Consider the following 23,909-nt stretch of genomic DNA (forward strand, 5'->3'; position numbering starts at 1 on the left):
AGTACTGCCCTCTACGTCGCCGATCCATGCCTCGGATCCGGATCGGTATGACGACGCGTCCTGAGAATTGCGCGCCTCGTGCGGTTCGTCAAGGCCTCCCCCGCTCCCCACAGAGATCGTCACTGGCCACAGCGCCGAACGGCGCACGGCCACCCACGGGACGTACGGCGAAGATCACGATACTCGCCGCAGCGCGAAGAGCAAGGAAGGCGTCCCGGGAACGCTTAAGGGCGACCACCCGAATGGGTGATCGCCCTTAGAACGTGAGCAGCTGAGTCAGAGACTCAACGAGGTCACTTGACCTCGACAGCCGCGCCGGCGGCCTTGAGGGACTCGGCGGCCTTCTCAGCGGCCTCCTTGGCGACCTTCTCGAGGACCGGCTTCGGAGCGCCGTCGACGAGGTCCTTGGCCTCCTTCAGACCCAGCGAGGTCAGCTCACGCACGACCTTGATGACCTGGATCTTCTTGTCGCCGGCACCGGTGAGGATGACGTCGAACTCGTCCTGCTCCTCGACGGCCTCGGCGGCGCCACCGGCGGCACCGCCGACGGGGGCGGCGGCAACCGCGGCAGCGGCGGTGACGTCGAACTTCTCCTCGAAGGCCTTCACGAACTCAGAGAGCTCGATGAGGGTCATCTCTTCGAACTGCGCGAGCAGGTCGGCCTGGGCGAGCTTCGCCATGATGGCGTCCTTCCACTAATTCGGCTGGTGCCGATGTACATGTGAGGCGGGCGTACTTCCGGCCCGCTGCGACCTGCGCCAGACGGCGTCGGTCAAAAAGCGAGCCGAATTACTCGGCACCGCCCTGCTCGGCCTGCTTGGCACGAAGCGCCTCCGCGGTGCGGACGAACTTCGACGGAAGCGCCTTGAACAGCGAGGCAGTCTGGGACTGCTTGCCCTTCATCGCGCCCGCCAGCTTGGCGAGCAGAACCTCGCGGGACTCGAGGTCCGCGAGCTTCTTGATCTCATCGGCGGACAGCGCCTTACCGTCAAGGACACCGCCCTTGATGATCAGGTTGGGGTTCTCCTTGGCGAAGTCACGAAGACCCTTCGCCGACTCCACCGGGTCACCGGTGATGAAGGCAACCGCCGTCGGACCTGCGAACAGGTCGTCCAGCGTGTTGATCCCGGCCTCGTTGGCCGCAATCTTGGTCAGCGTGTTCTTCACCACGGCGTACTGGGCGTTCTCACCGAGCGAACGACGCAGCGTCTTGAGCTGCGCCACGGTGAGACCCCGGTACTCGGTCAGCACGGCGGCGTTCGAGCTACGGAACTGGTCCGCGAGCTCGGCTACCGCGGCAGCCTTGTCGGGCCTTGCCATAGAGCGTCGGCCTCCTTCCGGGTGATGAGGACCGCTCAGAAGGGGCTGGGCAAAACGAAACGCCCCGGCGCAGGCGCACGGGGCGTAGCTCGACCGGCTGTGCTTTCTAAAAAGCGCGTCCGGGAGCTCTCCACGACACCTACGCGGGTCGTCCGCACCTAGCGGATCCTTCGGCCACCGCACCTTCTTGCGAAGACACAGCAACGACCAGCGGTCTTTGGCTTCTGGGGAAGACTACGCGAACAGGTCAGCCACAAGCAAATCGGGCCCCGCGCCTCCCCGGGGGGAGGTACGGGGCCCGATCAGAGCCACTCAGTGACCCGAGCCGTCAGGCTCGGCCCGGCCGTCAGACAGCGGCCGGGTCTTCCTCGACGAGGAGGTTACGCGTGCGGTTCTGGTCCAGCGGGATGCTGGGGCCCATCGTCGTGGCCAGGGCGGCCTTCTTGATGTAGCGGCCCTTGGCGGCGGACGGCTTGAGACGGAGGATCTCCTCCAGCGCCGCGGCGTAGTTCTCGACCAGCTTCGTCTCGTCGAAGGAGACCTTGCCGATGATGAAGTGCAGGTTCGAGTGCTTGTCGACGCGGAACTCGATCTTGCCGCCCTTGATGTCCGTGACAGCCTTCGCCACGTCCGGGGTGACCGTTCCGGTCTTCGGGTTCGGCATCAGACCACGCGGACCGAGCACGCGGCCGAGGCGGCCGACCTTGCCCATGAGGTCCGGGGTGGCGACGACGGCGTCGAAGTCCAGACGACCCTTCGCGACCTCGTCGATGAGCTCGTCGGAGCCGACGATGTCGGCGCCGGCGGCCTCCGCGGCCGCAGCACGGTCACCGGTCGCGAAGACCAGGACCCGGGCGGTCTTGCCGGTGCCGTGCGGCAGGTTCACGGTGCCGCGGACCATCTGGTCGGCCTTGCGCGGGTCGACACCCAGACGCATGGCGACCTCGACGGTGCCGTCGAACTTCGTGGTGGAGGTGTCCTTGGCGATACGGACGGCCTCGAGCGGGGCGTACAGACGCTCCCGGTCGATCTTCGCGTCCGCGCTGCGGAAGTTCTTGCTGCGCTTCACTTCTGCTCCTGTTGGCAGTTACACCATGCGGCTTCCGCCGCGTGGGAGATGGAGTCGTGGTGCGGACCAGCGCTTGGCCCTACCACTGAGGTGCTACGGGGACTTTCAGCCCTCGACCGTGATGCCCATGGAACGGGCGGTGCCGGCGATGATCTTGTCCGCGGCGTCCAGGTCGTTGGCGTTCAGGTCGGGGAGCTTGACCGTCGAGATCTCGCGCACCTGAGCGGCGGTGAGCTTCGCGACCTTGGTCTTGTGGGGCTCGCCCGATCCCTTGTCCACACCTGCGGCCTTGAGGATCAGCTTGGCGGCCGGCGGGGTCTTCGTCACGAAGGTGAAGGAGCGGTCTTCGTAGACCGTGATCTCCACCGGCACGACCATGCCACGCTGCGACTCGGTCGCGGCGTTGTAGGCCTTGCAGAACTCCATGATGTTGACGCCGTGCTGGCCCAGCGCGGGGCCGACCGGCGGAGCCGGGTTGGCCGCGCCGGCGTTGATCTGGAGCTTGATAAGCCCCGTGACCTTCTTCTTCTTGGGAGGCATTGCTCTCTCCGGGTCCTAGTGAGAGTTTCCTGCCATCCGATCACCGGACGGAGGCATACCGCACAACGATAACGGGTATCGCGCTGCGGCTAAAAACCGAGCAGGTCAGACCGGCTGCGAGAGCCGATCTGACCTGGTCGGAAGCGTGAGTCCAGAGAAGATCAGTTCTTCTGGATCTGGTCGAAGCTGAGCTCGACCGGGGTCTCGCGACCGAAGATCTCGACGAGGCCCTTGACCTTCTTGGAGTCGGCGTTGATCTCGTTGATCGTCGCCTGGAGGGTCGCGAAGGGGCCGTCGGTGACGGTGACCGAGTCGCCCACCTCGAAGTCCAGAACCTGGACCTCCATCTTGCGGCTGGGCGCCGGCTTGCCCTCGGCCTCGGCAGCCTCGCGGGCGGCCTTCTCCTCGGCCTCCGGGGCGAGCATCTTGACGATCTCGTCCAGGGTCAGCGGGTACGGGTCGTAGGCGTTGCCGACGAAGCCGGTGACGCCGGGGGTGTTGCGGACAACACCCCAGGACTCGTTGGTGAGGTCCATGCGGACCAGGACGTAACCGGGAAGCTTGTTCTGGCGGACGTTCTTGCGCTCGCCGTTCTTGATCTGAACGATCTCTTCCTCGGGGACTTCAGCCTGGTAGATGAATTCCTCGACGTTCAGCGAAACGGCGCGCTGCTCCAGGTTCGCCTTCACGCGCTTCTCGTACCCGGCGTACGTGTGGATGACGTACCACTCGCCCGGCAGGGTGCGGAGCTCCTCGCGGAGCGCGGCGATCGGGTCGGCCGGAGCCTCGGCCTCGACGGCCTCTTCCTCGGCATCCTCGGCGGACTCGACGTCTCCACCGGACTCGGCGTCGGCGTCGGCCTCGACGACATCCTCGTCGGACTCATCGGACTCAACGTGCACGGCGGACTCTTCCGCCGGCTCGCCCGCAGCGACGTCAGCAGCTTCCGCCTGGTCCTCGTCGGCCGCCTCGACGATGTCGAGCTGGTCCTCGGCGGACTCCTGCGACTCGATGGCGTCGTTCAGGTTCGGGTCAGACACGGTGGCTGCTTCTTCCTGGATACATATGGGTGGAACGGCGAAAGGGGCGCCGGGTGGGGCGCCCTACGCGGGATCAGCCGAAAACGTACTTGACGGCTCGGGCGAAGCCCATGTCGATCACGGTCACAATGCCGATCATGATGACGACGAAGACAATCACCACGGTGGTGTACGTCGTCAGCTGGCTGCGCGTCGGCCATACGACCTTGCGCAGCTCTGCGACGATCTGACGGTAGAAGAGCGCGAGACGGCCCAGGGGGCCCTTCTTGCCGCGCTTGCCGCCTTTACGAGACTTCTTGCTGGAATCCGGCGTCTCGTCCTGGGCATCAGGCATGTCGATGGAGCCCACGGCGTCCGTCACGCTACTCACCTGATTCCGGGTCGTGGCCGTGCCGCGCCCGGTGGAGCCGCACGGCAGTGCATAGAAGTACGTACATGCGCACACATCCTGGCGAAGACGTGTGTAGCAGGGCCGGAGGGACTTGAACCCCCAACCGCTGGTTTTGGAGACCAGTGCTCTACCAATTGAGCTACGACCCTTTGTGGTTCCCCCAACCTACCGCATCCGACCGGGTGCACGGAGTGCGCACGGAGGAGCTGGCGCTGAGGGGCCAACGACGAGTGAGTGTACGTGCTCACAAGCCCGGCGTCGAACAGATACGGCCTGACCACTTCCGGTCCGCGCGGTGTCCGCCCTGCGGGATCCGTGTGCTGAGCGGGTTTGCGGTCTGGGACGATGGCCCGCATGAGCGCTGCAACTCCTCCCACCGAGCGCCGGGTCTCAGCCCGAATCGGCGCGATTTCCGAGTCCGCAACCCTTGCCGTGGACGCCAAGGCCAAGGCCCTGAAGGCCGCCGGCCGACCGGTCATCGGCTTCGGCGCGGGCGAGCCCGACTTCCCTACGCCCGGCTACATCGTCGAGGCCGCGATCGAGGCCTGCCGCAACCCGAAGTACCACCGCTACACGCCGGCCGGCGGGCTCCCCGAGCTCCGGGCCGCGATCGCCACGAAGACGCTGCGTGACTCCGGTTACGAGGTGGACGCCTCTCAGGTCCTGGTCACCAACGGCGGCAAGCAGGCCATCTACGAGGCGTTCGCCGCGATCCTGGATCCGGGCGACGAGGTCATCGTCCCGGCGCCGTACTGGACGACGTACCCCGAGTCGATCCGTCTCGCCGGCGGTGTCCCGGTCGACGTAGTGGCCGACGAGTCCACCGGCTACCGGGTCTCCGTCGAGCAGCTCGAAGCGGCCCGTACGGACAAGACCAAGGTCGTCCTCTTCGTCTCCCCGTCCAACCCGACCGGCGCGGTCTACACCGAGGCCGAGACCGAGGCCATCGGCCGCTGGGCCGTCGAGCACGGCCTGTGGGTGCTGACGGACGAGATCTACGAGCACCTGGTCTACGGCGACGCCGCCGCCGTCTCCCTCCCGGCCGTCCTGCCGGAGCTGCGGGACAAGTGCATCGTGGTCAACGGTGTGGCCAAGACGTACGCGATGACCGGCTGGCGGGTCGGGTGGATGATCGGCCCGAAGGACGTCATCAAGGCCGCGGCCAACCTCCAGTCGCACGCCACCTCGAACGTCTCCAACGTGGCGCAGATCGCGGCGCTGGCCGCCGTCTCCGGGAACCTGGACGCGGTCGCCGAGATGGGCTCCGCGTTCGACCGCCGCCGCAAGACGATCGTGCGGATGCTCAACGAGATCAACGGCGTCGTCTGCCCGGAGCCGGAGGGCGCGTTCTACGTGTACCCCTCGGTCAAGGGGCTGCTGGGCAAGGAGATCCGTGGCAAGCGCCCGAAGACCTCGGTCGAGCTGGCCGCGCTGATCCTCGACGAGGTCGAGGTGGCGGTCGTTCCCGGCGAGGCGTTCGGTACGCCGGGTTACCTGCGGCTCTCGTACGCGCTGGGCGACGAGGACCTGGCCGAGGGCGTGTCGCGGATGCAGAAGCTGCTGGCCGAGGCCCGCGACTGAGCACCTGCTACGTGAGTGGATGACGGGCTCCCGGCTGCTGCCGGGTTCCGTTTCTGCGTTCGGGGAAGTACTCGTTCGGGCAAAGACGCTTCCGGGCGGCAGTCGCGTGCGGCAGGATCTTGGGATGTTGAGTGCGCGCGATGTCCGACTGCTGCCGAAGGCCCATCTGCATCTGCATTTCACCGGGTCGATGCGGCCAGGCACGCTTCTCGATCTGGCCGACAAGTACGGCGTACACCTGCCGGAAGCGCTGACGAGCGGGGAGCCGCCGAAGCTGCGGGCGACCGACGAGCGCGGCTGGTTCCGTTTTCAGCGGCTGTACGACGCCGCCAGGGCGTGTCTGCGCGAGCCCGAGGACATCCAGCGGCTGGTGCGCGAGGCGGCCGAGGAGGATGTGCGGGACGGCTCGGGGTGGCTGGAGATCCAGGTCGATCCGACGTCGTACGCGCCGATGCTGGGTGGCCTGATTCCGGCCCTGGAGATCATCCTGGACGCGGTGGACAGCGCGTCGCGGGAGACCGGGCTGGGGATGCGGGTGCTGGTCGCGGCGAACCGGATGAAGCACCCGCTGGACGCGCGCACCCTGGCGCGGCTCGCCGTGCGGTACGCGGACCGCGGGATCGTCGGCTTCGGGCTCTCCAACGACGAGCGCAGGGGCATGGCAAGGGATTTCGACCGTGCCTTCGCGATCGCGCGGGAGGGCGGGCTGCTCGCGGCGCCGCACGGCGGGGAGCTGACCGGGCCCGCGTCCGTACGGGACTGCCTGGACGATCTGCGCGCGACGCGGATCGGGCACGGCGTACGGGCAGCGGAGGACCCGCGGCTGTTGCGGAAGCTGGCTGAAAAGGGCGTGACCTGCGAGGTGTGTCCGGCCTCGAATGTGGCGCTCGGCGTGTACGAGAAGCCCGAGGACGTGCCACTGCGGACGCTGTACGACGCCGGGGTGCCGATGGCGCTGGGCGCGGACGACCCACTGCTGTTCGGGTCGCGGCTGGCGGCGCAGTACGAGCTGGCGCGACGCCACCACGGGTTCACGGATACCGAGCTGGCGGAGCTGGCGCGGCAGTCGGTGCGCGGTTCGGCCGCGCCCGACGACGTACAGGCCAAGCTGCTGGCGGGAATCGACCATTGGCTCGCCGGCTAGCCGATTCCTCTCAGCAGGGTGCGGGCGAGGGCGGCGGCGAACTCGTCGACGGACTGCGGGGGCGTCTTGCCGATGGTCGCGTCATAGGCGAAGGCGCGTTGCGCGCAGGCGCCGAGGAGCAGTGAGGCGGCCGCGAAGGTGTCGGCGTCGGGGCTGATGCGGCCGGCTTCGCGTTCGGCGCGCAGGTAGGTGTCGAGGCCCTCGATGGGCGTGTGGGGGCCCGTGCCCATCTCCTGCAATACGTCGTCGTGGCGGCGCTTGAGCTTGGTCTCGGCGTACAGCGAGGCGCCGATCGGGAAGCTCTCCGCGTAGAAGTGGGCGGCCTGACGGGCGATCTCGGTGAGGTTCTCCTCGACGGACCGCTCCCCCGGGTCGGCGAGGAGGCGGTGGAGGAGCGGGCCGAGCTCGGGCAGGCGTTCCTTCAGCACGCTCACAAAGATTTCTTCCTTGCTGGCGAAGTGTTTGTAGAGCGCGGCCTCCGAGCACTCGGCGGCGCGGGCGATCTCCTTGGTGGTGGTACGGGCCAGGCCGATGGTGCGCATCAGCTCGTGGGAGGCGTCGAGGATCCGTTCTCGGGCCGGCTTCTGCATCTGCGCTCCAAGAAGGCTTGACGGGTGAGTGAGCACTCACCCACTCTGGTGGGACGTGTAGTGAGTGAATACTTACCCACCTGGGGAGGGGTACGCAATGAAGATCGCTGTTTTCGGCGCGACCGGCGGCATCGGACAGGAGATCGTCAAGCAGGCGCTGGCCGCCGGACACAGCGTCACCGCGGTAGTGCGCGACCCGGCGCGGTTCAGGGTTACCGGGCGGGGCCTGGAGGTCTTCACGGCGCAGCTGGGCGACGGCGACGCGGAGGCGCTGCGGCCGGCGGTCGCGGGGCGGGACGCGGTGCTGTCCGGTCTGGGGGCGCGCACCCGCAAGGACGCGGGTATGGCCGCCGCCCTCACGCGCCCGGTGCTGCAGGCGATGGAGGCGGAGGGTACGCGACGGCTGCTGACGGTCAGCGCGGCTCCGCTCGGGCCGGTGCCGGAGCGTCAGCCGCTCGTGGACCGCGTCTCGCTGGCCGTGATCAACGCGGTCCTGAAGGACATCTACGCGGATCTTCGGGTCATGGAGGCGGAGCTGGCGCGGTCGGCGACGGACTGGACGTTGGTACGGCCGCCGAAACTGACGGATGGGCCGCTGACGGGTACGTACCGGAAGGTGGTCGGCGGCAGTCCGCGCAGTGGCAGGACAATCGCACGCGCCGATGTGGCGCACGCGATGCTGGCGATGCTGGACGACCCGGCGACGGTTGGGCGGGGGGTGGGTGTCGCGTACTAGGCGGGTGCGTGTGTCCCTGCGGGGCTATTTCCCCACCCCGCCCTTCCCGAACTGGGGGCAGGCTCCCAGCCCCCAGCCCCCAGAGCACAGACGCTGCCCTGCGGGCGTGTCCTCAAGGCGCCGGACGGGCTGGATTTGCCCGCAGGTTGCGGGAAGGGCAGCGGGGAAAGCTCCGCAGGCAGCCCGCGGCTACAGGCTGACGCCCACCGTCACCGGCTCGTTCACCAAGGTCACCCCGAACGCCTCGCGCACCCCGCCCACAACCTCGCGCGCAAGCGCCAGCAGATCCTCGGTCGTGGCCTCACCCCGGTTGGTGAGAGCCAGCGTGTGCTTCGTGGAGATCCGGGCCGGCCCCGACCCGTACCCCTTCGTGAAGCCCGCCTTGTCGATCAGCCAGGCCGCGGACGTCTTGGTCCTGCCGTCACCCACCGGGAACGCCGGCGGCGCCACATCGGCGCCGAGCCTCTCCCCCACGCGGGCGACAAAGGCGGCGTACTCCTCGGCCGTCAGGATCGGGTTGGTGAAGAAGGAACCCGCCGACCATGTGTCGTGGTCCTCCGGGTCCAGGACCATGCCCTTGCCCGCGCGCAGCTTCAGCACAGTCTCGCGGGCGACGGCGGCGGGTACGCGCTCGCCGGCTTCGACGCCGAGGGTCCGCGCGGTCTCGGGGTACTTGATCGGCGCGGACATGCCGTCCGCGTCCTCCAGGGCGAGGCGGACCCGCAGGACGACAAAGCGGTCGGGGTGCTGTTTGAAGCGGCTGTGGCGGTACGAGAAGTCGCACTCGGCGGCGAGGATGGTGACCGTCTCCCCCGCGCGGCGGTCGTAGGCCACCACCTCGGTGATGACGCCGGAAACCTCCTGGCCGTACGCGCCGACGTTCTGGATCGGGGTCGCGCCGGCCGAGCCGGGGATGCCCGCCAGGCACTCGACGCCCGCGAGGCCCGCTTCGACAGTGCGGGCGACGGCGTCCGTCCAGACCTCGCCGGCGGCCAGTTCCAGCGACGTACCGTCCAGGTCGAAGCCGGTGGTCGCGATGCGCAGGGCGGTGCCGTCGAAGCCCTTGTCGCCGATGACGAGGTTGCTTCCGCCGCCGATGACGAGCAGCGGGGTGCCGGCCGCATCGGCCTCGCGGACAGTGGCGATCACCTCGTCGTCGGTGGTGGCCGTGACGAGACGGGTCGCTGGGCCGCCGAGCCGGAAGGTGGTCAGGGGGGCGAGGGGGGCGTCGTGGAGTTCCTGCACGGGGACAAGCGTACGGGGCGCCTCTGACAGCCAGAGGCGCCCTGTATCCCGCCGCATCAGTGCACGAGTTCCTTCTCACGCTCCGCGGGGGCGGGCGCTGCCGCCTCCCGCCGCGACGGGATCAGCAGCGCCACCGCCGCCGCGAGGGCCACGACGCCCGCGCCGATCCACAGGGCGGGGACGGTCCCGTCGACGAAGGTGTCGGCGGACTCGTAGCCGCCACGGGACGCGAAGACCGCGCCCAGGACCGCGATGCCGAGGGCTCCGCCGACCTCGCGCAGGGCGTTGTTGGCACCGGAGGCCACGCCCTGCTCGGCGGGGCGCACGCTGGACATGACCAGGCTGGCGGCGGGGGCGAAGTACAGCGCCATGCCGATGCCGCTGAGGATCAGCGCGGGGAGCTGGGCGGCGTACGAGACATCGGGGCCGATGACCGCGGCGTAAAACCCGAGGCCGACGGCCTGGAGGGCGAGGCCCGCCGCGACCACGGGGCGGCCGCCTATGCGGTCGGAGAGATAACCGGCGAGGGGCGCCACGATCAGCGGCATACCGGTCCAGGGCAGCATCCGCAGGCCCGCCTCGGTGGGTGAGTAGCCGAGGACGCTCTGCAGGAACTGGCTGAGCAGGAAGATCGAGCCGAACATCCCGAGGACATCAGCAGGCTCGCGATGTTGATCCCGAAGAAGGCGCGGTTACGGAAGAGCCGCATGGGGAGCATGGGGTTCTTGTTGTTGAACCCGTGGTGGACGAAGCCGCCGATGAGCGCGCTGCCGAGAATCAGGCCGGTGAGGATCGGGGCACTGCTCCAGCCGTCCGACTGCCCGTTGACCAGGGCGTACACGATCCCGAAGAGGCCGCCGCTGACCAGGAGCGTGCCGGGGATGTCGAGCCGGGCGTCCGGTGCGTACGACTCACTCAGGCGCAGCCGGGCCAGCGGCAGCAGCACCAGGCCTATCGGTACGTTCAGCCAGAAGATCCACTGCCAGGAGATGTGCTCGGTGAGGCTGCCGCCGATGAGCGGGCCGCCGGCCACGGCGAGGCCGTTGACGGCGCCGAAGATGCCCAGGGCCATGCCGCGGCGTGCGGCGGGGACGGCCGCGGTGAGCAGCGTGAGGGTTAGCGGCATCATGATCGCCGCGCCGACGCCCTGTACGGCGCGGGCGGCGACCAGGGCGTCGATTCCGGGGGCGAGGGCGGCCGCCGCCGAGGCTCCGGTGAAGACGGTCAGGCCGACGATGAAGAGCCGGCGGCGGCCGAACCGGTCGCCGAGGGCCGCGCCGAGCATGAGCAGCACGGCGAAGGTGAGCGTGTACGCGCTGACCGTCCACTCCAGGTCTTCGAGCGCGCCGCCGAGGTCCTTGCGGATGGACGGCAGGGCGGTCGTGACGACGAGGTTGTCGAGGGCCGCCATGAAACCGGCGACGCTGGTGATGATCAGCGCCCAGACGGCACTGGCTCGGCTGGATCGGCCGGCTGGGCCCGAAGTGCTCTGTTTCATGGCTCCCCCTGGTGAGGTTAGTTATTGATGACTAACTTTGTGGGACGTAAAAAAGACGTGCCCTCGCGAGCACGCCGGCGCGCCCTACTTCAGAAACGGAGTGGCGCTCATGTCGAAGCCGGACCACACGCGGTGGTCGGACGGGAAGCCCAGCGAGGCCAGCACATTGATCAGCATCCCGAAGGACAGGAAGAACGTGGTCTCTTTCGTGTCGCCCCCCAGGATGAGGTGCGAGGAGTCCCAGAGCCGCTCCCACTCCGCCCGGATCGCCTCGCCGAACGCACGGTCTCCCACCGCCTCCGCGGAGGCCACGGCCACGAACACCTGCATCTGCATGAGCAGCCTCTCCGGATCGCGGGTGAGGAGCTCCTTGTACGCGTTGGCCATGGCCATGTGCGCTTCATCGGCCGGCACCTCGCTCGCGGCGTCCGCCATCGCCTGGCGGGTCTCGGCGAGGCTGCGGGTCGCGGCGGCGAGGAACAGCTCCTGCTTGTTCTTGAACAAGCGGAAGAGGTACGGCTGCGAGACACCGACCCGCTTGGCGATCGACTCGGTGGAGGTGCCATGGTAGCCACCCCGCGCGAACTCGGTGATCGCCGCGCGGATGACGCTCTCGCGCCGCTCGTCTGCGCTCATCCTGACCATGCGAGAAAGTTAGTGGTCAATCACTAATGTCGTCAAGCAGTAAGGGGCACTCGCCATTGTGAGGTGCCCCTTACGTCAAACGAGCGCGTCAGGCCAGCTGGACCACGGCGCGGGACATGCCCAGCACCTTCTGACCGGCGCTCATCGCCGTCAGGTCCACCCGCACCCGGTTGTCCTCGAGCAGTGCGGCGACCTTCGCGCTGACCTCGATCAGCGCACCCTTGTCGTCGTTCGGGACTATGACCGGCTTCGTGAAGCGCACGCCGTACTCGACCACGGCGGCCGGGTCGCCCACCCAGTCAGTGACCACCCGGATCGCCTCGGCCATGGTGAACATGCCGTGCGCGATCACGTCCGGCAGCCCGACCTCGGTGGCGAACTTCTCGTTCCAGTGGATCGGGTTGAAGTCGCCGGATGCCCCCGCGTACCGCACCAGCGTGGCGCGCGTCACGGGAAAGGACTGCGCCGGCAGCTCAGTGCCGACCTCGACGTCCGCGTAAGAGATCTTCGCCGCCATCACGCCTCCTGGACCGCGCGCGCGACGAGCTTCGTCCACGCCGTCACCACATGCTCGCCGACCTCGTCGTGGACGTCCCCGCGGATGTCCAGGATGTCATTGCCGGCCATCGACTTGACCGCCTCTATGGTCGAAGTGACCGACAGCCGGTCCCCCGCACGCACCGGGCGCCTGTACGCGAACTTCTGGTCGCCGTGCACCACACGGCTGTAGTCCAGACCGAGCTGAGGGTCCTGGACGACCTGCCCCGCCGCCTTGAAGGTGATGGAGAAGACAAAGGTCGGCGGCGCGATCACATCGGAGTGACCGAGTGCCTTGGCGGCTTCCGGATCGGTGTACGCGGGATTGGTGTCGCCCACAGCCTCGGCGAACTCGCGGATCTTCTCCCGGCCGACCTCGTACGGTGCGGTGGGCGGATAGGCCCGCCCCACGAAGGACTGGTCGAGCGCCATGGACTCGTACCTCCTGATGCGTGATGCGTGACGAATTGACTGGATCAAACGACGCGAGGCCGCCCCCGAAACGGGGACGGCCTCGCATACGAGCCTGTGTTTAGCGGGTTTCCCGGTGCGCGGTGTGCGAGTTGCAGCGCGGGCAGTGCTTCTTCATCTCAAGACGGTCCGGGTTGTTACGCCGGTTCTTCTTGGTGATGTAGTTCCGCTCCTTGCACTCCACGCAGGCCAGCGTGATCTTCGGGCGGACGTCGGTGGCAGCCACGTGAGTGCTCCTTGGACGGACGGTTGACGGATGAACGCATAAAAGAGTAGCCGATCGAAGGACCGACCCCACAATCGGCTACCGTGTGTAGCGGTGACCGGACTTGAACCGGTGACACAGCGATTATGAGCCGCTTGCTCTACCGACTGAGCTACACCGCTTTGATGCCGGATCCCCCCGCCCGAAGGCGGGGATCACCGATCACCAGAGCCCCAATACGGAATCGAACCGTAGACCTTCTCCTTACCATGGAGACGCTCTACCGACTGAGCTATTGGGGCGAGCGATGAAGACATTACACGCTCGCCCGCCGATCGCCCAAATCCGTTTCTCGCACCCCTTCACCTGCCCACCACACGGGTCTCGTACGCCACTCGTGCCCACACCGGTACGACTATTTCGCTCCTCCTCGAAGGCTGGTTTGCGGCCCCATAGGCTCGACTCACGCTGCGTGATCTTGATCTTGCACGCCCGAGCCCCACCAGGAGCCCGATGTCCGACAGCCAGCCGCAGCCGCCCCGTTCGTCCGGCGGCACCCCTGGGAACAGCGACGGCTTGCCCACCACCGACAGCACCACGCTCCTGCTGTGCGCGGCCCGTCTGACCGACGGCCGCACGGTGGACGTACGGCTCAGCGGCGGCCGTATCGAGGCCGTCGGAACCGTCGGCAGCCTGCCCGCGGTGGGCGCTCGCGTGGACCTCGGCGGCCATCTCCTGCTCCCTGCCGCCGCCGAGCCGCACGCCCACAGTGATACTGCTCTCACCGCCGACGCCGGCGGCCCTGTCTCGTACAGCACCGAGGACGTCCAGCGCCGCACCACCGAGGCGGTGCTGCTGCAACTGGGGCACGGTGCGACCGCCGTGCGCTCGCACGTACGGATCGGGGACGTGCAGGGGCTCAGGTCCATGGAGGCAGTGCTGCAGGCGCGGCGCTCGCTGCGCGGGCTGGCCGATCTGACCGCCGTGGCCGTGCCCCGGCTGCTCACCGGGCTGGCGGGCGCCGACGGCCTGTCCATGCTGCGGGACGCCGTGAAGATGGGCGCCGGTGTGGTGGGTGGCTGTCCGGACCTCGATCCCGACCCGGCCGGGTTCACGGAAGCGGTCCTGGAGATCGCCGCCGAGCACGGCTGCCCGGTGGACCTCCACACGGAGGGTGACGATCCGGCCCGGCTGGCGCGGCTCGCGGCGATGGCGGGCGGACTGCGGCCCGGGGTCACCATCGGTCCGTGCGCCGGGCTCTCGCGGCTGCCCCTGGACGCCGCGACGCGCGCCGCCGGGCAGTTGGCCGCCGCCGGCATCACCGTGGTCTGTCTGCCGCAGGGCGACTGCTCCGGGGTGGAGCGGCGGGGCGCCGGGCCGGCTCCCGTACGGCTGCTGCGGGCGGCCGGGGTACGGGTCGCGGCGGGCAGTGGAGCGCTGCGCGACGTGGCGAATCCGGTGGGGCGCGGGGACCCGCTGGAGGCGGCCTATCTGCTGGCCTCGCAGGGCGGGATGCGGGCCGCTGACGCCTACGGCGCTGTGAGTTCGGCGGCGCGGGAGGCGATGGGGCTGCCCGAGGTACGGGTGGAGGCGGGCTTCCCGGCCGAACTGGTCGCCGTACGGGGGGACCGGATCGCGGGTGTGCTGTCCCTCGCGTACAGCCGCGTCGTCATCCATCGCGGGCGTGTCGTGGCACGTACCAGCGCGGTTCGCGAGTACTGCGACTCGGCGGCCGCCGTCGCGCTCGACCTCCCACGGCAGGGGCGGGGTTGAGCCGGTTTCATGGCGCGATGCGCCCGGCCCTGAGCACACGCGCGCCGGTGCGCGTACGGTCGGAATCATGCGCATTGTCATCGCAGGTGGACATGGTCAGATCGCGCTGCGGCTGGAGCGGTTGCTCGCCGCGCGCGGGTACGAAGCCGCGGGCATCATCCGCGATCCCCGGCAGAGCGAGGATCTGCGGGCGGTGGGCGCCGAACCGGTCGTACTGGACCTGGAGTCGGCCTCCGTCGAGCAGGTCGCCGAGGTACTGGAGGGCGCCGACGCCGCCGTCTTCGCGGCGGGCGCGGGGCCCGGCAGCGGTACGGAGCGCAAGGACACGGTGGACCGGGGCGCGGCCGTGCTGTTCGCGGACGCGGCGGAGCGGGCGGGCGTACGCCGCTGTCTCGTCGTGTCCTCCATGGGCGCGGACGCGGATCGGGCGGGCGACGAAGTGTTCGACGCGTACCTGCGCGCCAAGGGTGCGGCGGACGCGGACGTGCGCTCGCGAACCGGGCTCGACTGGACGATCCTGCGGCCGGGCAGCCTGACGAACGACGCGGGGACCGGGCTTGTGCACCTTGGGGTCTCGACGGGGCGTGGCCCCGTGCCGCGTGACGACGTGGCGGCTGTGCTGGCCGAGCTGCTGGACACGCCGTCGACTGCGGGTCTGACGCTGGAGCTGATCAGCGGGTCGGTGCCGGTCTCGGTCGCGGTGAAGGACGTCGCCGGCAATTGACCGGCCGTACGAACGAGAAAACCCCCTCCGGTCTGCGTTTCTGCAGTCCGGAGGGGGTTTCCCTACCTGTGGCGGCGCCAGGATTCGAACCTGGGAAGGCTAAGCCGGCGGATTTACAGTCCGCTCCCATTGGCCACTCGGGCACACCGCCATGGGATGTCGCTTTGGTACGACCGCCTGGGCGGTGTTCCGTGGCAACGACGTAAACGATACCTGATACCCAGGGGTGCTTCGCCACCGGATTGATCAGCACCCGGGGCAGGTCCGGGTGGCTAGGCTTTACGGGAGCGGCCCGGGACGCCCGGCCGCGCACCCTGCCCGGTGAGGCACCCGATACCGGTATCCCCGCCCCCGATCAAAGGAGCCACAGGACATGGCCGACTCCAGTTTCGACATCGTCTCGAAGGTCGAGCGGCAGGAGGTCGACAACGCCCTCAACCAGGCCGCGAAGGAGATCTCGCAGCGCTACGACTTCAAGAACGTCGGAGCCTCGATCGATTGGTCGGGCGAGAAGATCCTGATGCAGGCCAACTCCGAGGAGCGGGTCAAGGCGATCCTCGACGTCTTCGAGACCAAGCTGATCAAGCGCGGGATTTCACTCAAGGTGCTGGACGCCGGCGAGCCGCAGCTGTCCGGCAAGGAGTACAAGATCTTCGCGTCCATCGAGGAGGGCATCTCCCAGGACAACGCCAAGAAGGTGGCGAAGATCATCCGCGACGAGGGCCCCAAGGGCGTCAAGGCGCAGGTCCAGGGCGACGAGCTGCGGGTCAGCTCGAAGAGCCGTGACGACCTCCAGGCCGTGCAGGCGCTGCTGAAGGGCAAGGACTTCGACTTCGCGCTGCAGTTCGTGAACTACCGGTGACCAGCTGCTGAGCCGGTGGTTCGCATCGGGACGGGGGTGGAGGCGGCGTGGTCGGCTCCACCCCCGTCGCGATGTCCGAATACCGCCAGCCGCGACGGGCCCCGCGTCGCAGACTCGTCGTGACGGGCGACGTAATGCGAGGGAAGGAATCAGCCATGACGCTCTACGCGACCATGGACAGCCCACTGGGTGAACTGCTGCTGGTCGGCGAAGAGTCCGCGACGGCCACCGGCGGCACGGCGCTGGCCTCGCTGTCCGTGCCGGGGCAGAAGGGCGGGGTCGCTGTCGAGGACGTACCCGAGGCCTGGCGGCGTGATCCCGGCGCCTTCAGGGAGATCGGGCGGCAGGTACGGGCGTACTTCGGCGGGGAGTTGACGCGCTTCGATGTCGAGTACGCCGTGGGTGTGGGTCCCGGTGCCGGTACGGACTTTCAGCGGCGGGTCTGGGAAGCGCTGGAGACCATTCCGTACGGCACTACGACTTCGTACGGGAAGCTCGCCGAGCGGATCGGGGTCTCGCGGGCCGCTGTGCGGGCGCTGGGGACGGCGATCGGGCGCAATCCGCTGCTCGTCGTGCGGCCGTGCCACCGGGTGATCGGGGCGGACGGCTCGCTGACCGGGTACGCGGGTGGGCTCGAACGCAAGCGGCAGCTGCTGGAGCTGGAGCTTGAGGGAGCCGGGGCGCGGCCGTGACCGGGCTGTTCCCCCGTGAGCGGGCGCAGATCGCGCCGGGGGCCGTGCATGTGCCCGGCTGGCTGTCGGTGGACGAGCAGCGGGAACTGGTCGGGGCGTGCCGGGAGTGGGCGCGGGGGCCGGTGCCGATCCGGCATACGCGGCTGCCGAATGGGGGCGTCATGTCGGTGCGGACGGTGTGCGTGGGGTGGCACTGGCAGCCGTACCGGTACACGCGCACGGCCGATGACGTGAATGGCGCGCGGGTCGCGGAGTTTCCTGAGTGGCTGGTCGAGCTGGGGCGGCGGGCGCTGGCCGATGCGTACGGGGACGAGGAGGCGGCGCGGGCGTACGCGCCGGACACCGCACTCGTCAATTTCTATGACGGTGACGCGAAAATGGGGATGCACCAGGACAAGGACGAGCGGTCCGGGGCTCCTGTGGTGTCGCTGAGCATCGGTGATTCGTGTGTGTTCCGGTTCGGCAATACGGAGGGGCGGGGGCGGCCGTACACGGATGTTGAGCTGGTGTCCGGTGATTTGTTTGTGTTCGGGGGGCCGTCGCGCTTCGCGTACCACGGTGTGCCGAAGGTGCTGCCGGGGACGGGCGATCCGGCGAGCGGGATGACGGGCGGGCGGCTCAACATCACGTTGCGCGAGACGGGGCTGCGCTAGCGGCCCCGGGGCGGCAGTGTCCGCGTGGCTTGGCCCGGCTCTCTTTATCGCGAGCGCGAGTGGCCGAAAAGGATCCGGTAGACGACCAGGAGGGCCAGCGCGCCGCCGATGGCCGCGGCCCAGGTGGCGCCGTCGTAGAACTCGTTGGCGATCGGGCGGTCCAGGTAGCGGGCCGAGGCCCAGCCGCCGATGAACGCGCCCGCGATGCCGATCAGGGTTGTGCCGATCAGGCCGCCCGGGTCGCGCCCGGGGAGCAGGATTTTGGCTGCGGCTCCGGCGAGCAGCCCGAGGATGATCCAGCTGATGATGCTCATGTGCCTTGAAGACGTACCGGAACGCCGGGTGGTTGCGTACGTCAGTAGGGTGCGGCACATGACACAGGAACTGCGACGCACGCTCGGGGTCTTCGACGCCGTTGTGATCGGGCTCGGGGCAATGGTCGGCGCGGGGATCTTCGTGGCGCTCGCACCGGCGGCGGGCGCGGCCGGCTCCGGGACGCTGCTGCTGGCGGGGCTGGCGCTGGCCGCTGTGGTGGCGTACTGCAACGCGATGGCGTCCGCGCGGCTCGCGGCCCTCTATCCGGCCTCGGGCGGGACGTATGTGTACGGGCGGGAGCGGCTGGGGCCCTTCTGGGGGTATCTGGCCGGCTGGGGTTTCGTGGTGGGCAAGACCGCCTCGTGCGCCGCCATGGCGTTGACCGTCGGGGCGTACGTGTGGCCGGAACAGGCGCACGGGGTGGCGGTTGGCGCGGTGGTCGTGCTGACTGCGGTCAATTACGGGGGCGTTCAGAAGTCGGCTTGGCTCACGCGGGCGATCGTGGTGGTGGTGCTGGCGGTTCTGGTGGGGGTCGTGGCTGTTTGTGTGGGGGTGGACGGGCCTTCGCTCGGCTCGGGGCCTGGTGGGTCTGGGGTTGGAGGAGTGCTTCAGGCCGGTGGGCTGTTGTTCTTCGCGTTTGCCGGGTACGCGCGGATCGCGACGCTCGGGGAAGAGGTGCGCGATCCGGGCCGTACGATTCCGCGCGCGATTCCCGTGGCGCTGGGGATCGCGCTCGTGGTGTACGCGTGCGTGGCGGTCGCGGTGCTGTCGGTGCTGGGGGCCGGGGAACTGGCCTCTTCCGCTGCGCCGTTGGCGGATGCGGTGCGCGCGGCCGGTGTTGCGGAGATGGCGCCCGTGGTGCGGGTCGGGGCGGCTGTGGCGGCGCTCGGGGCGCTGCTGGCGCTGATCCTCGGGGTGTCGCGTACGACGCTGGCGATGGCCCGGGACGGGCATCTGCCGGGTGCGCTGGCCGCCGTACACCCTCGGTTTCAGGTGCCGCACCGGGCTGAGCTGGCGGTGGGTGTTGTGGTGGGGGTGGTTGCCGCGGTGGCGGATGTGCGGGGGGCTATTGGGTTTTCGTCGTTCGGGGTGCTGGCGTACTACGCGATCGCCAACGCTTCGGCGTGGACGCTCGGGCCGGGGCGCGGGCGGGTTCTGGCGGCGGGCGGGCTTGTGGGGTGCGTGGGGCTGGCGTTCGCGCTGCCGGTGTCGTCGGTGGTGGCGGGGGCGGCGGTGCTGGCGGTGGGGGCGGCGGCGTACGGGGTGCGGCGGCGGGCGGGGCGTTGGGGTCGGTGACGCCCCGTGGCGTCTCCTCGGGCGCCGAACAATTCGGGTACTCGCGGTTGTTCGGCCTCGTTGCGTTCGACACCCTGCGGGGCCTGCGGGGGCGCGGTGGTCAGCGGGTTGCGAACAGCTGGTCTGTGGGGACGATTTCGCGGCCCAGTGGGAGCAGTGAGAGCGGGACCATCTTGAAGTTGGCGATGCCGAACGGGATGCCGATGATCGTGACGCACAGCGCGACGCCCGTGACGATGTGGCTCAGCGCCAGCCACCAGCCCGCGAGGATCAGCCACAGGACGTTGCCCACGAGGGAGGGTGCTCCCGCGTCGTGGCGCTCTGTCGTGGTGTAGCCGAAGGGCCAGAGGGCGTACACGCCAATCCGGAAGGCCGCCAGCCCGAAGGGGATGCCGATGATCGTGATGCACAGCAGGATGCCTGCCAGCAGGTAGCCGAGGAAGAGCCAGAAGCCGCTCAGGACCAGCCATATGACGTTCAGGATTGTCTTCATGGGCGGTGACCTGCCATCTGTTCGAGTCGGGCAATGCGTTCCGCCATGGGCGGGTGGGTCGAGAAGAGCCTCGCGGCTCCCTGTCCCGGGCGGAACGGGTTCGCAATCATCATGTGGCTTGCGGTCTCGATGCGCGGCTCGGCAGGTAGTGGCAGCTGCTTTGTGCCGGCGTCGAGCTTGCGCAGCGCGCTGGCGAGAGCCAGCGGGTCGCCTGTCAGCTGGGCGCCGGACGCGTCCGCCTGGTACTCGCGGGAACGGCTTACCGCCAATTGGATGACGGAGGCGGCGAGGGGACCGAGGATCATGATCAGCAGCATGCCGAAGAGGCCGGGGCCCTCGTCGTCGTCGGAGCGGCCGATGGGGATCAGCCAGGCGAAGTTGACCAGGAACATGATCACGGAGGCCAGGGCGCCGGCGACCGATGAGATCAGGATGTCGCGGTTGTAGACGTGGCTCAGTTCGTGGCCGATGACGCCGCGGAGTTCTCGCTCGTTGAGGAGGCGGAGGATGCCTTCTGTGCAGCAGACGGCCGCGTTGCGGGGGTTGCGGCCGGTCGCGAAGGCGTTCGGTGCCTGGGTGGGCGAGATGTACAGGCGGGGCATCGGCTGGCGGGCCTGGGTGGAGAGCTCGCGCACCATGCGGTACAGCTGTGGCGCCTGGAACTCGCTCACGGGGCGGGCGCGCATGGCTCGCAGGGCGAGCTTGTCGCTGTTCCAGTACGCGTAGGCGTTGGTGCCGAGTGCGACGAGAACCGCGACAATCAGGCCCGTACGGCCGAAGAAGCTGCCGATGACGATGATGAGGGCTGACAGTCCCCCGAGGAGGACGGCGGTCCTCAGCCCGTTGTGCCGGCGGTGCACGGTGCGCCCTCCAAATGGTGCGGCAGGGGAACCCCTTGCTCAGGGGGGCCTTCCACATCCAGTGGACGCTCCCTTACTGGTCAACGCCAAGTGAGGGGGGCTAGTTCCCTTGTGCACCGGGCCGCCCGTTGAGCCGTACGGGCAGCCGGCTTACTGGAAGAGGTTCCCTGTGGCGAAGCGCAGTACCAGCTGCGGTACGCCGGACAGGGCGATGCCGATGACGGCGGTGAGGACGATGGCCACCGTGACGGGCATGGGGACCGCGTGCTTGGACGGTTCGCCCTCGGGGGCGCGGAAGAGGACCGCCGTCCATTGGAGGTAGTAGTAGAGGGCGATCACTACGTTCGCCGCCATGACGACCGCGAGCCAGCCGAGTCCCGCGTCGACTGCGGCGGAGAAGACCGTGACCTTGGCGAAGAGTCCGATGATGCCGGGCGGCAGGCCTGCCAGGCAGAGGAGGAAGAAGCCGAGCGCGAGTGCTGCCAGGGGGCGGGTCGCGTAGAGGCCGCGGTAGTCGGAGACGCGGTTGAGCGGGTGCGTACGGGCTACCAGGGCGGCGACTGCGAAGGCGCCGAGGTTGACCACGGCGTACATCAGGGCGTACGCGACCGTGGAGCCGATCTGGTCGTCGCTGGAGTACGCCGCTGCCGCGATCGGGACCAGGATGTAGCCGGCCTGGCCGACGGAGGACCAGGCGAGCAGACGAACCGCGCTGTACGCGCGCGTGGGCGACTGGCGCAGGGCGGCCACATTGCCCACGGTCATGGTGAGCGCTGCCAGCACGGCGATGGCCGGTCCCCATACGTCGGCGTACGAGGGGAAGGCGACGACGGTGACCAGGATGAGGCCCGTGAAGCCGACCGCCTTTCCGATGACGGAGAGGTAGGCGGCTACGGGGAGGGGCGCTCCGACGTACGTGTCGGGAACCCAGAAGTGGAAGGGGACCGCCGCCGTTTTGAAGGCGAAGCCGACGAGGGTCAGGGCGACGCCGGCCTTGGCGAGGGTGTCGAGCTGCGCCGGTACGTCGTCGAGGCGTACGGCGATCTCGGTGAGGTGCAGGGTGCCGGTCGTCGCGTAGATGAAGCTGACGCCCAGCAGCATCACCGCCGTCGCCGTGACGGAGGAGAGGAAGAATTTCAGGGCCGCCTCGGAGGAGAGGCGGTTGCCGCGCTTCATGCCGACCAGGGCGAAGGCGGGCAGCGACGCCACTTCGAGGGCGACGACGAGGGTGGCGAGGTCCCGGGAGGCGGGCAGCAGGGCTGCTCCGGCCGCGGAGGACATCAGGAGGAACCAGAACTCGCCCGCCGGCAGCTTGTTCTTCGCCGTCTCCGTGATCGAGAGCAGGGCGGTGAGCAGCGCGCCGCCGAGTACCAGGAGCTGGATGACCAGGGTGAAGTGGTCGGCCGTGTAGCTGCAGACGTCGGTGTCGGAGGTCAGGCAGAAGGTGGAGCGGTCGCCCTCGCGGAGCGGGAGGAGGGTGAGGAGCGCCGCGGCCAGACCGGCGATCGAGAGCCGGCCGAGGAGCTGCTTCTTGCTCTCGGGTACGAACAGGTCGGCGACCAGGACGATCAGGCCCATGGTCGCCGTGATCGTGGGCGGGGCGATCGCCCACCAGTCGACGGACTGGACGAGGCTGGCGGTTTCGGCGGCCACGGTCACGACTTGCCTCCTGCGAGGAGCTTCTGCACGGCCGGGTCGGTGAGGCCGAGGAGGACCGCGGGCCAGAGTCCGGCAAGGACGGTGAGTGCGACGAGCGGGGTCCAGGCGGCGAATTCGTAGCCCTGGACGTCTGCGATCTTCGGCTCGGTCGCCTGCTGCTGCGGTACGCCCATGCAGACGCGGCGTACGACGACCAGGAGGTACGCGGCGGTGAGGAGCGTGCCGACGCCGGCGATCACCATGAAGGTGAGGAAGGCGGGGCGGTTGAGGCCCTCGGCGGGGTCGAAGGCGCCGAACATCGTCAGCATCTCGCCCCAGAATCCGGCGAGGCCGGGCAGGCCCAGGGAGGCGATCGCGGCGAAGGCGAGGAGGCCACCGAGGCGGGGGGCGCGGCCGTAGAGGGCCGCACCGGTGGCGCCGGCGAGGGTGTCGAGGTCGGCGGTGCCGTAGCGGTCCTTGAGGGCGCCGACCAGGAAGAAGAGCAGGCCGGTGATCAGGCCGTGGCCGATGTTGGCGAAGAGCGCGCCGTTGACGCCGGTGGGGGTCATCGACGCGATGCCGAGGAGTACGAAGCCCATGTGGCCGACGGAGGAGTACGCGATCAGGCGCTTGAGGTCGCCCTTGGCGCCCTTGCGGGTGAGGGCGAGGCAGGCCAGGGATCCGTAGATGATGCCGACGACCGCGAAGGCGGCGAGGTAGGGCGCGAAGGTGCGCATGCCGTCGGGGGTGATGGGCAGTGCGATGCGGACGAAACCGTACGTGCCCATTTTGAGCAGGACGCCGGCGAGGAGGACCGAACCGACGGTGGGGGCGGCGGTGTGGGCGTCGGGGAGCCAGCTGTGCAGGGGCCACATCGGGGTCTTGACGGCGAGGCCGAGGCCGATCGCGAGAACGGCGATGACCTGCACGGATGTGGTCAGTCCACGGCCGTTGTCAGTGGCGAGTGCCACCATGTCGAACGTGCCCGACTTCAGTCCGATGAGGAGGAGACCGAGGAGCATGACGACGGAGCCGAGAAGTGTGAAGAGGATGAACTTCCAGGCTGCGGCCTGACGTTGGTCGCCGCCCCAGCGGGCGATCAGGAAGTACATCGGGATGAGGACCATCTCGAACGCCAGGAAGAAGAGCAGGAGATCGAGGACCGCGAAGGTCGCGAGCATGCCGGACTCGAGGACCAGGACGAGGGCGACAAATGCCTTCGGGGACGGGCCCTCGGGCATCTTGAAGTAGCTGTAGAGCGCGCAGAGGAAGGTCAGCAGCGCGGTCATTACGAGGAGGGGGAGCGAGATGCCGTCGATGCCGAGGTGGATCCTGACGTCGAGCGCCGGGATCCAGCTGATGTCGGTCGTGGCCTGCATCTTCGAGGGGTGGCTGTGGTCGAAGCCGAGGGTGAGGGCGATGGTGGCGATCAGGATCGCGCCGGTCATGGTCACGCCGTGGCGGAGTACGGCCTGCCCCGGGCTCTTGCCCTTCAGGCCGGGCGGGGCCGGGAGTAGGGCCGCGGCGGCGCCGAGGAGCGGGCCGACGACGATGAACGCCAGGAGGAACTGCATCACGGACGGGCTGATAT

General features: G+C 68.9%; 26 protein-coding genes, 4 tRNA genes and 1 pseudogene. 9 read left to right on the forward strand and 22 right to left on the reverse strand.

The window, feature by feature from the left end; genetic code table 11:
- Positions 1-293: 293 nt before the first annotated feature.
- From rplL to J7E89_RS17035, 7 genes are all read right to left on the reverse strand, one after another.
- Positions 294-680 (reverse strand): 50S ribosomal protein L7/L12, encoded by a 387-nt coding sequence (gene rplL / locus J7E89_RS17005; protein WP_214974373.1) that lies wholly within the window; start codon positions 678-680, stop codon positions 294-296.
- A gap of 109 nt (positions 681-789) precedes the next feature.
- On the reverse strand, positions 790-1,320 hold the full coding sequence (gene rplJ / locus J7E89_RS17010) for a 50S ribosomal protein L10 (protein ID WP_214974375.1): 531 nt from the start codon (positions 1,318-1,320) through the stop codon (positions 790-792).
- Positions 1,321-1,666: 346 nt separating this feature from the next.
- A complete protein-coding gene (gene rplA, locus J7E89_RS17015) occupies positions 1,667-2,389 on the reverse strand; it encodes a 50S ribosomal protein L1 (protein ID WP_214974376.1) in 723 nt (240 codons plus the stop codon).
- A gap of 105 nt (positions 2,390-2,494) precedes the next feature.
- Complete coding sequence (gene rplK / locus J7E89_RS17020) at positions 2,495-2,929, reverse strand: 50S ribosomal protein L11 (protein WP_214974378.1); 435 nt, start codon at positions 2,927-2,929, stop codon at positions 2,495-2,497.
- Between the two features lie 161 nt (positions 2,930-3,090).
- Positions 3,091-3,969 carry a transcription termination/antitermination protein NusG gene (nusG, locus tag J7E89_RS17025; protein ID WP_214974380.1) on the reverse strand — a complete coding sequence of 293 codons (879 nt, stop codon included), beginning with the start codon at positions 3,967-3,969 and terminating at the stop codon, positions 3,091-3,093.
- A gap of 73 nt (positions 3,970-4,042) precedes the next feature.
- Complete coding sequence (secE, locus tag J7E89_RS17030; RefSeq protein ID WP_028812393.1) at positions 4,043-4,330, reverse strand: preprotein translocase subunit SecE; 288 nt, start codon at positions 4,328-4,330, stop codon at positions 4,043-4,045.
- A 106-nt stretch (positions 4,331-4,436) separates the two neighbouring features.
- Positions 4,437-4,509 (reverse strand) — tRNA-Trp (locus tag J7E89_RS17035).
- 205 nt (positions 4,510-4,714) lie between these two features.
- On the opposite strand from J7E89_RS17035, the gene J7E89_RS17040 reads away from it, so the two are divergent.
- Both J7E89_RS17040 and J7E89_RS17045 read left to right on the forward strand, forming a co-directional pair.
- Positions 4,715-5,941, forward strand: coding sequence for a pyridoxal phosphate-dependent aminotransferase (locus J7E89_RS17040; RefSeq protein ID WP_214974382.1), 1,227 nt, complete (start codon positions 4,715-4,717; stop codon positions 5,939-5,941).
- A gap of 124 nt (positions 5,942-6,065) precedes the next feature.
- Positions 6,066-7,085 (forward strand): adenosine deaminase, encoded by a 1,020-nt coding sequence (locus J7E89_RS17045; RefSeq protein WP_214974384.1) that lies wholly within the window; start codon positions 6,066-6,068, stop codon positions 7,083-7,085.
- Here J7E89_RS17045 and J7E89_RS17050 read toward each other — a convergent pair.
- On the reverse strand, positions 7,082-7,675 hold the full coding sequence (locus J7E89_RS17050) for a TetR/AcrR family transcriptional regulator (protein ID WP_214974386.1): 594 nt from the start codon (positions 7,673-7,675) through the stop codon (positions 7,082-7,084). The genes J7E89_RS17045 and J7E89_RS17050 overlap by 4 nt on opposite strands.
- Positions 7,676-7,772: 97 nt before the next feature.
- Between J7E89_RS17050 and J7E89_RS17055 the strand changes: the two genes are divergently transcribed.
- Complete coding sequence (locus tag J7E89_RS17055; protein ID WP_214974388.1) at positions 7,773-8,411, forward strand: NAD(P)-dependent oxidoreductase; 639 nt, start codon at positions 7,773-7,775, stop codon at positions 8,409-8,411.
- Positions 8,412-8,600: 189 nt separating this feature from the next.
- Here the strand turns inward: J7E89_RS17055 and J7E89_RS17060 are convergent, their stop codons facing one another.
- The 8 genes and pseudogenes from J7E89_RS17060 to J7E89_RS17095 all read right to left on the reverse strand — a co-directional run bounded on the left by J7E89_RS17060 (position 8,601) and on the right by J7E89_RS17095 (position 13,314).
- A complete protein-coding gene (locus tag J7E89_RS17060) occupies positions 8,601-9,656 on the reverse strand; it encodes a UDP-N-acetylmuramate dehydrogenase (RefSeq protein ID WP_214974390.1) in 1,056 nt (351 codons plus the stop codon).
- A 56-nt stretch (positions 9,657-9,712) separates the two neighbouring features.
- A pseudogene (locus tag J7E89_RS17065) lies at positions 9,713-11,154 on the reverse strand (MFS transporter).
- Positions 11,155-11,238: 84 nt separating this feature from the next.
- Positions 11,239-11,790, reverse strand: coding sequence for a TetR/AcrR family transcriptional regulator (locus J7E89_RS17070; protein ID WP_374196831.1), 552 nt, complete (start codon positions 11,788-11,790; stop codon positions 11,239-11,241).
- Between the two features lie 97 nt (positions 11,791-11,887).
- Positions 11,888-12,316 (reverse strand): MaoC family dehydratase, encoded by a 429-nt coding sequence (locus tag J7E89_RS17075; protein WP_214974394.1) that lies wholly within the window; start codon positions 12,314-12,316, stop codon positions 11,888-11,890.
- On the reverse strand, positions 12,316-12,768 hold the full coding sequence (locus J7E89_RS17080) for a MaoC family dehydratase N-terminal domain-containing protein (RefSeq protein ID WP_214974397.1): 453 nt from the start codon (positions 12,766-12,768) through the stop codon (positions 12,316-12,318). The genes J7E89_RS17075 and J7E89_RS17080 overlap by 1 nt, the downstream gene beginning before the upstream one ends.
- 100 nt (positions 12,769-12,868) lie before the next feature.
- Positions 12,869-13,033: a 50S ribosomal protein L33 gene (gene rpmG / locus J7E89_RS17085; protein ID WP_003956487.1), complete on the reverse strand. Its 165-nt coding sequence runs from the start codon at positions 13,031-13,033 to the stop codon at positions 12,869-12,871.
- An 88-nt stretch (positions 13,034-13,121) separates the two neighbouring features.
- Positions 13,122-13,194 (reverse strand) — tRNA-Met (locus J7E89_RS17090).
- A gap of 47 nt (positions 13,195-13,241) precedes the next feature.
- Positions 13,242-13,314 (reverse strand) — tRNA-Thr (locus J7E89_RS17095).
- 211 nt (positions 13,315-13,525) lie between these two features.
- Between J7E89_RS17095 and J7E89_RS17100 the strand changes: the two genes are divergently transcribed.
- Both J7E89_RS17100 and J7E89_RS17105 read left to right on the forward strand, forming a co-directional pair.
- Positions 13,526-14,785: an amidohydrolase family protein gene (locus J7E89_RS17100; RefSeq protein WP_214974399.1), complete on the forward strand. Its 1,260-nt coding sequence runs from the start codon at positions 13,526-13,528 to the stop codon at positions 14,783-14,785.
- A gap of 67 nt (positions 14,786-14,852) precedes the next feature.
- Positions 14,853-15,509: an SDR family oxidoreductase gene (locus J7E89_RS17105; protein WP_214974401.1), complete on the forward strand. Its 657-nt coding sequence runs from the start codon at positions 14,853-14,855 to the stop codon at positions 15,507-15,509.
- Positions 15,510-15,578: 69 nt separating this feature from the next.
- Here the strand turns inward: J7E89_RS17105 and J7E89_RS17110 are convergent.
- A tRNA-Tyr gene (locus J7E89_RS17110) sits at positions 15,579-15,660 on the reverse strand.
- A 222-nt stretch (positions 15,661-15,882) separates the two neighbouring features.
- Here J7E89_RS17110 and J7E89_RS17115 point away from each other — a divergent pair.
- The 3 genes from J7E89_RS17115 to J7E89_RS17125 all read left to right on the forward strand — a co-directional run bounded on the left by J7E89_RS17115 (position 15,883) and on the right by J7E89_RS17125 (position 17,716).
- Positions 15,883-16,371, forward strand: a complete 489-nt coding sequence (locus tag J7E89_RS17115; protein WP_214974403.1) for a YajQ family cyclic di-GMP-binding protein — start codon at positions 15,883-15,885, stop codon at positions 16,369-16,371.
- 155 nt (positions 16,372-16,526) lie between these two features.
- Positions 16,527-17,063 (forward strand): methylated-DNA--[protein]-cysteine S-methyltransferase, encoded by a 537-nt coding sequence (locus J7E89_RS17120; protein WP_214974405.1) that lies wholly within the window; start codon positions 16,527-16,529, stop codon positions 17,061-17,063.
- Positions 17,060-17,716: an alpha-ketoglutarate-dependent dioxygenase AlkB gene (locus J7E89_RS17125; protein ID WP_214974407.1), complete on the forward strand. Its 657-nt coding sequence runs from the start codon at positions 17,060-17,062 to the stop codon at positions 17,714-17,716. Before J7E89_RS17120 ends, J7E89_RS17125 begins: the two co-directional genes overlap by 4 nt.
- Positions 17,717-17,760: 44 nt before the next feature.
- Here J7E89_RS17125 and J7E89_RS17130 read toward each other — a convergent pair whose 3' ends face one another.
- On the reverse strand, positions 17,761-18,030 hold the full coding sequence (locus tag J7E89_RS17130; RefSeq protein WP_214974409.1) for a GlsB/YeaQ/YmgE family stress response membrane protein: 270 nt from the start codon (positions 18,028-18,030) through the stop codon (positions 17,761-17,763).
- A 58-nt stretch (positions 18,031-18,088) separates the two neighbouring features.
- On the opposite strand from J7E89_RS17130, the gene J7E89_RS17135 reads away from it, so the two are divergent.
- On the forward strand, positions 18,089-19,327 hold the full coding sequence (locus tag J7E89_RS17135; protein ID WP_214974411.1) for an APC family permease: 1,239 nt from the start codon (positions 18,089-18,091) through the stop codon (positions 19,325-19,327).
- Positions 19,328-19,427: 100 nt separating this feature from the next.
- Here the strand turns inward: J7E89_RS17135 and J7E89_RS17140 are convergent, their stop codons facing one another.
- The 4 genes from J7E89_RS17140 to J7E89_RS17155 all read right to left on the reverse strand — a co-directional run bounded on the left by J7E89_RS17140 (position 19,428) and on the right by J7E89_RS17155 (position 23,892).
- Entirely contained in the window at positions 19,428-19,820 is a 393-nt protein-coding gene (locus tag J7E89_RS17140) for a YccF domain-containing protein (RefSeq protein ID WP_214974413.1), read from the reverse strand.
- Positions 19,817-20,680 (reverse strand): zinc metalloprotease HtpX, encoded by an 864-nt coding sequence (gene htpX, locus J7E89_RS17145; protein WP_214974415.1) that lies wholly within the window; start codon positions 20,678-20,680, stop codon positions 19,817-19,819. Before htpX ends, J7E89_RS17140 begins: the two co-directional genes overlap by 4 nt.
- A gap of 150 nt (positions 20,681-20,830) precedes the next feature.
- Positions 20,831-22,339 carry an NADH-quinone oxidoreductase subunit N gene (locus J7E89_RS17150; protein ID WP_214974417.1) on the reverse strand — a complete coding sequence of 503 codons (1,509 nt, stop codon included), beginning with the start codon at positions 22,337-22,339 and terminating at the stop codon, positions 20,831-20,833.
- Positions 22,336-23,892, reverse strand: coding sequence for a NuoM family protein (locus tag J7E89_RS17155; RefSeq protein WP_214974504.1), 1,557 nt, complete (start codon positions 23,890-23,892; stop codon positions 22,336-22,338). The genes J7E89_RS17150 and J7E89_RS17155 overlap by 4 nt, the downstream gene beginning before the upstream one ends.
- Between the last annotated feature and the right edge of the window lie 17 nt (positions 23,893-23,909).

Source organism: Streptomyces sp. ISL-100, assembly GCF_018614615.1.
Lineage (GTDB): Bacteria > Actinomycetota > Actinomycetes > Streptomycetales > Streptomycetaceae > Streptomyces.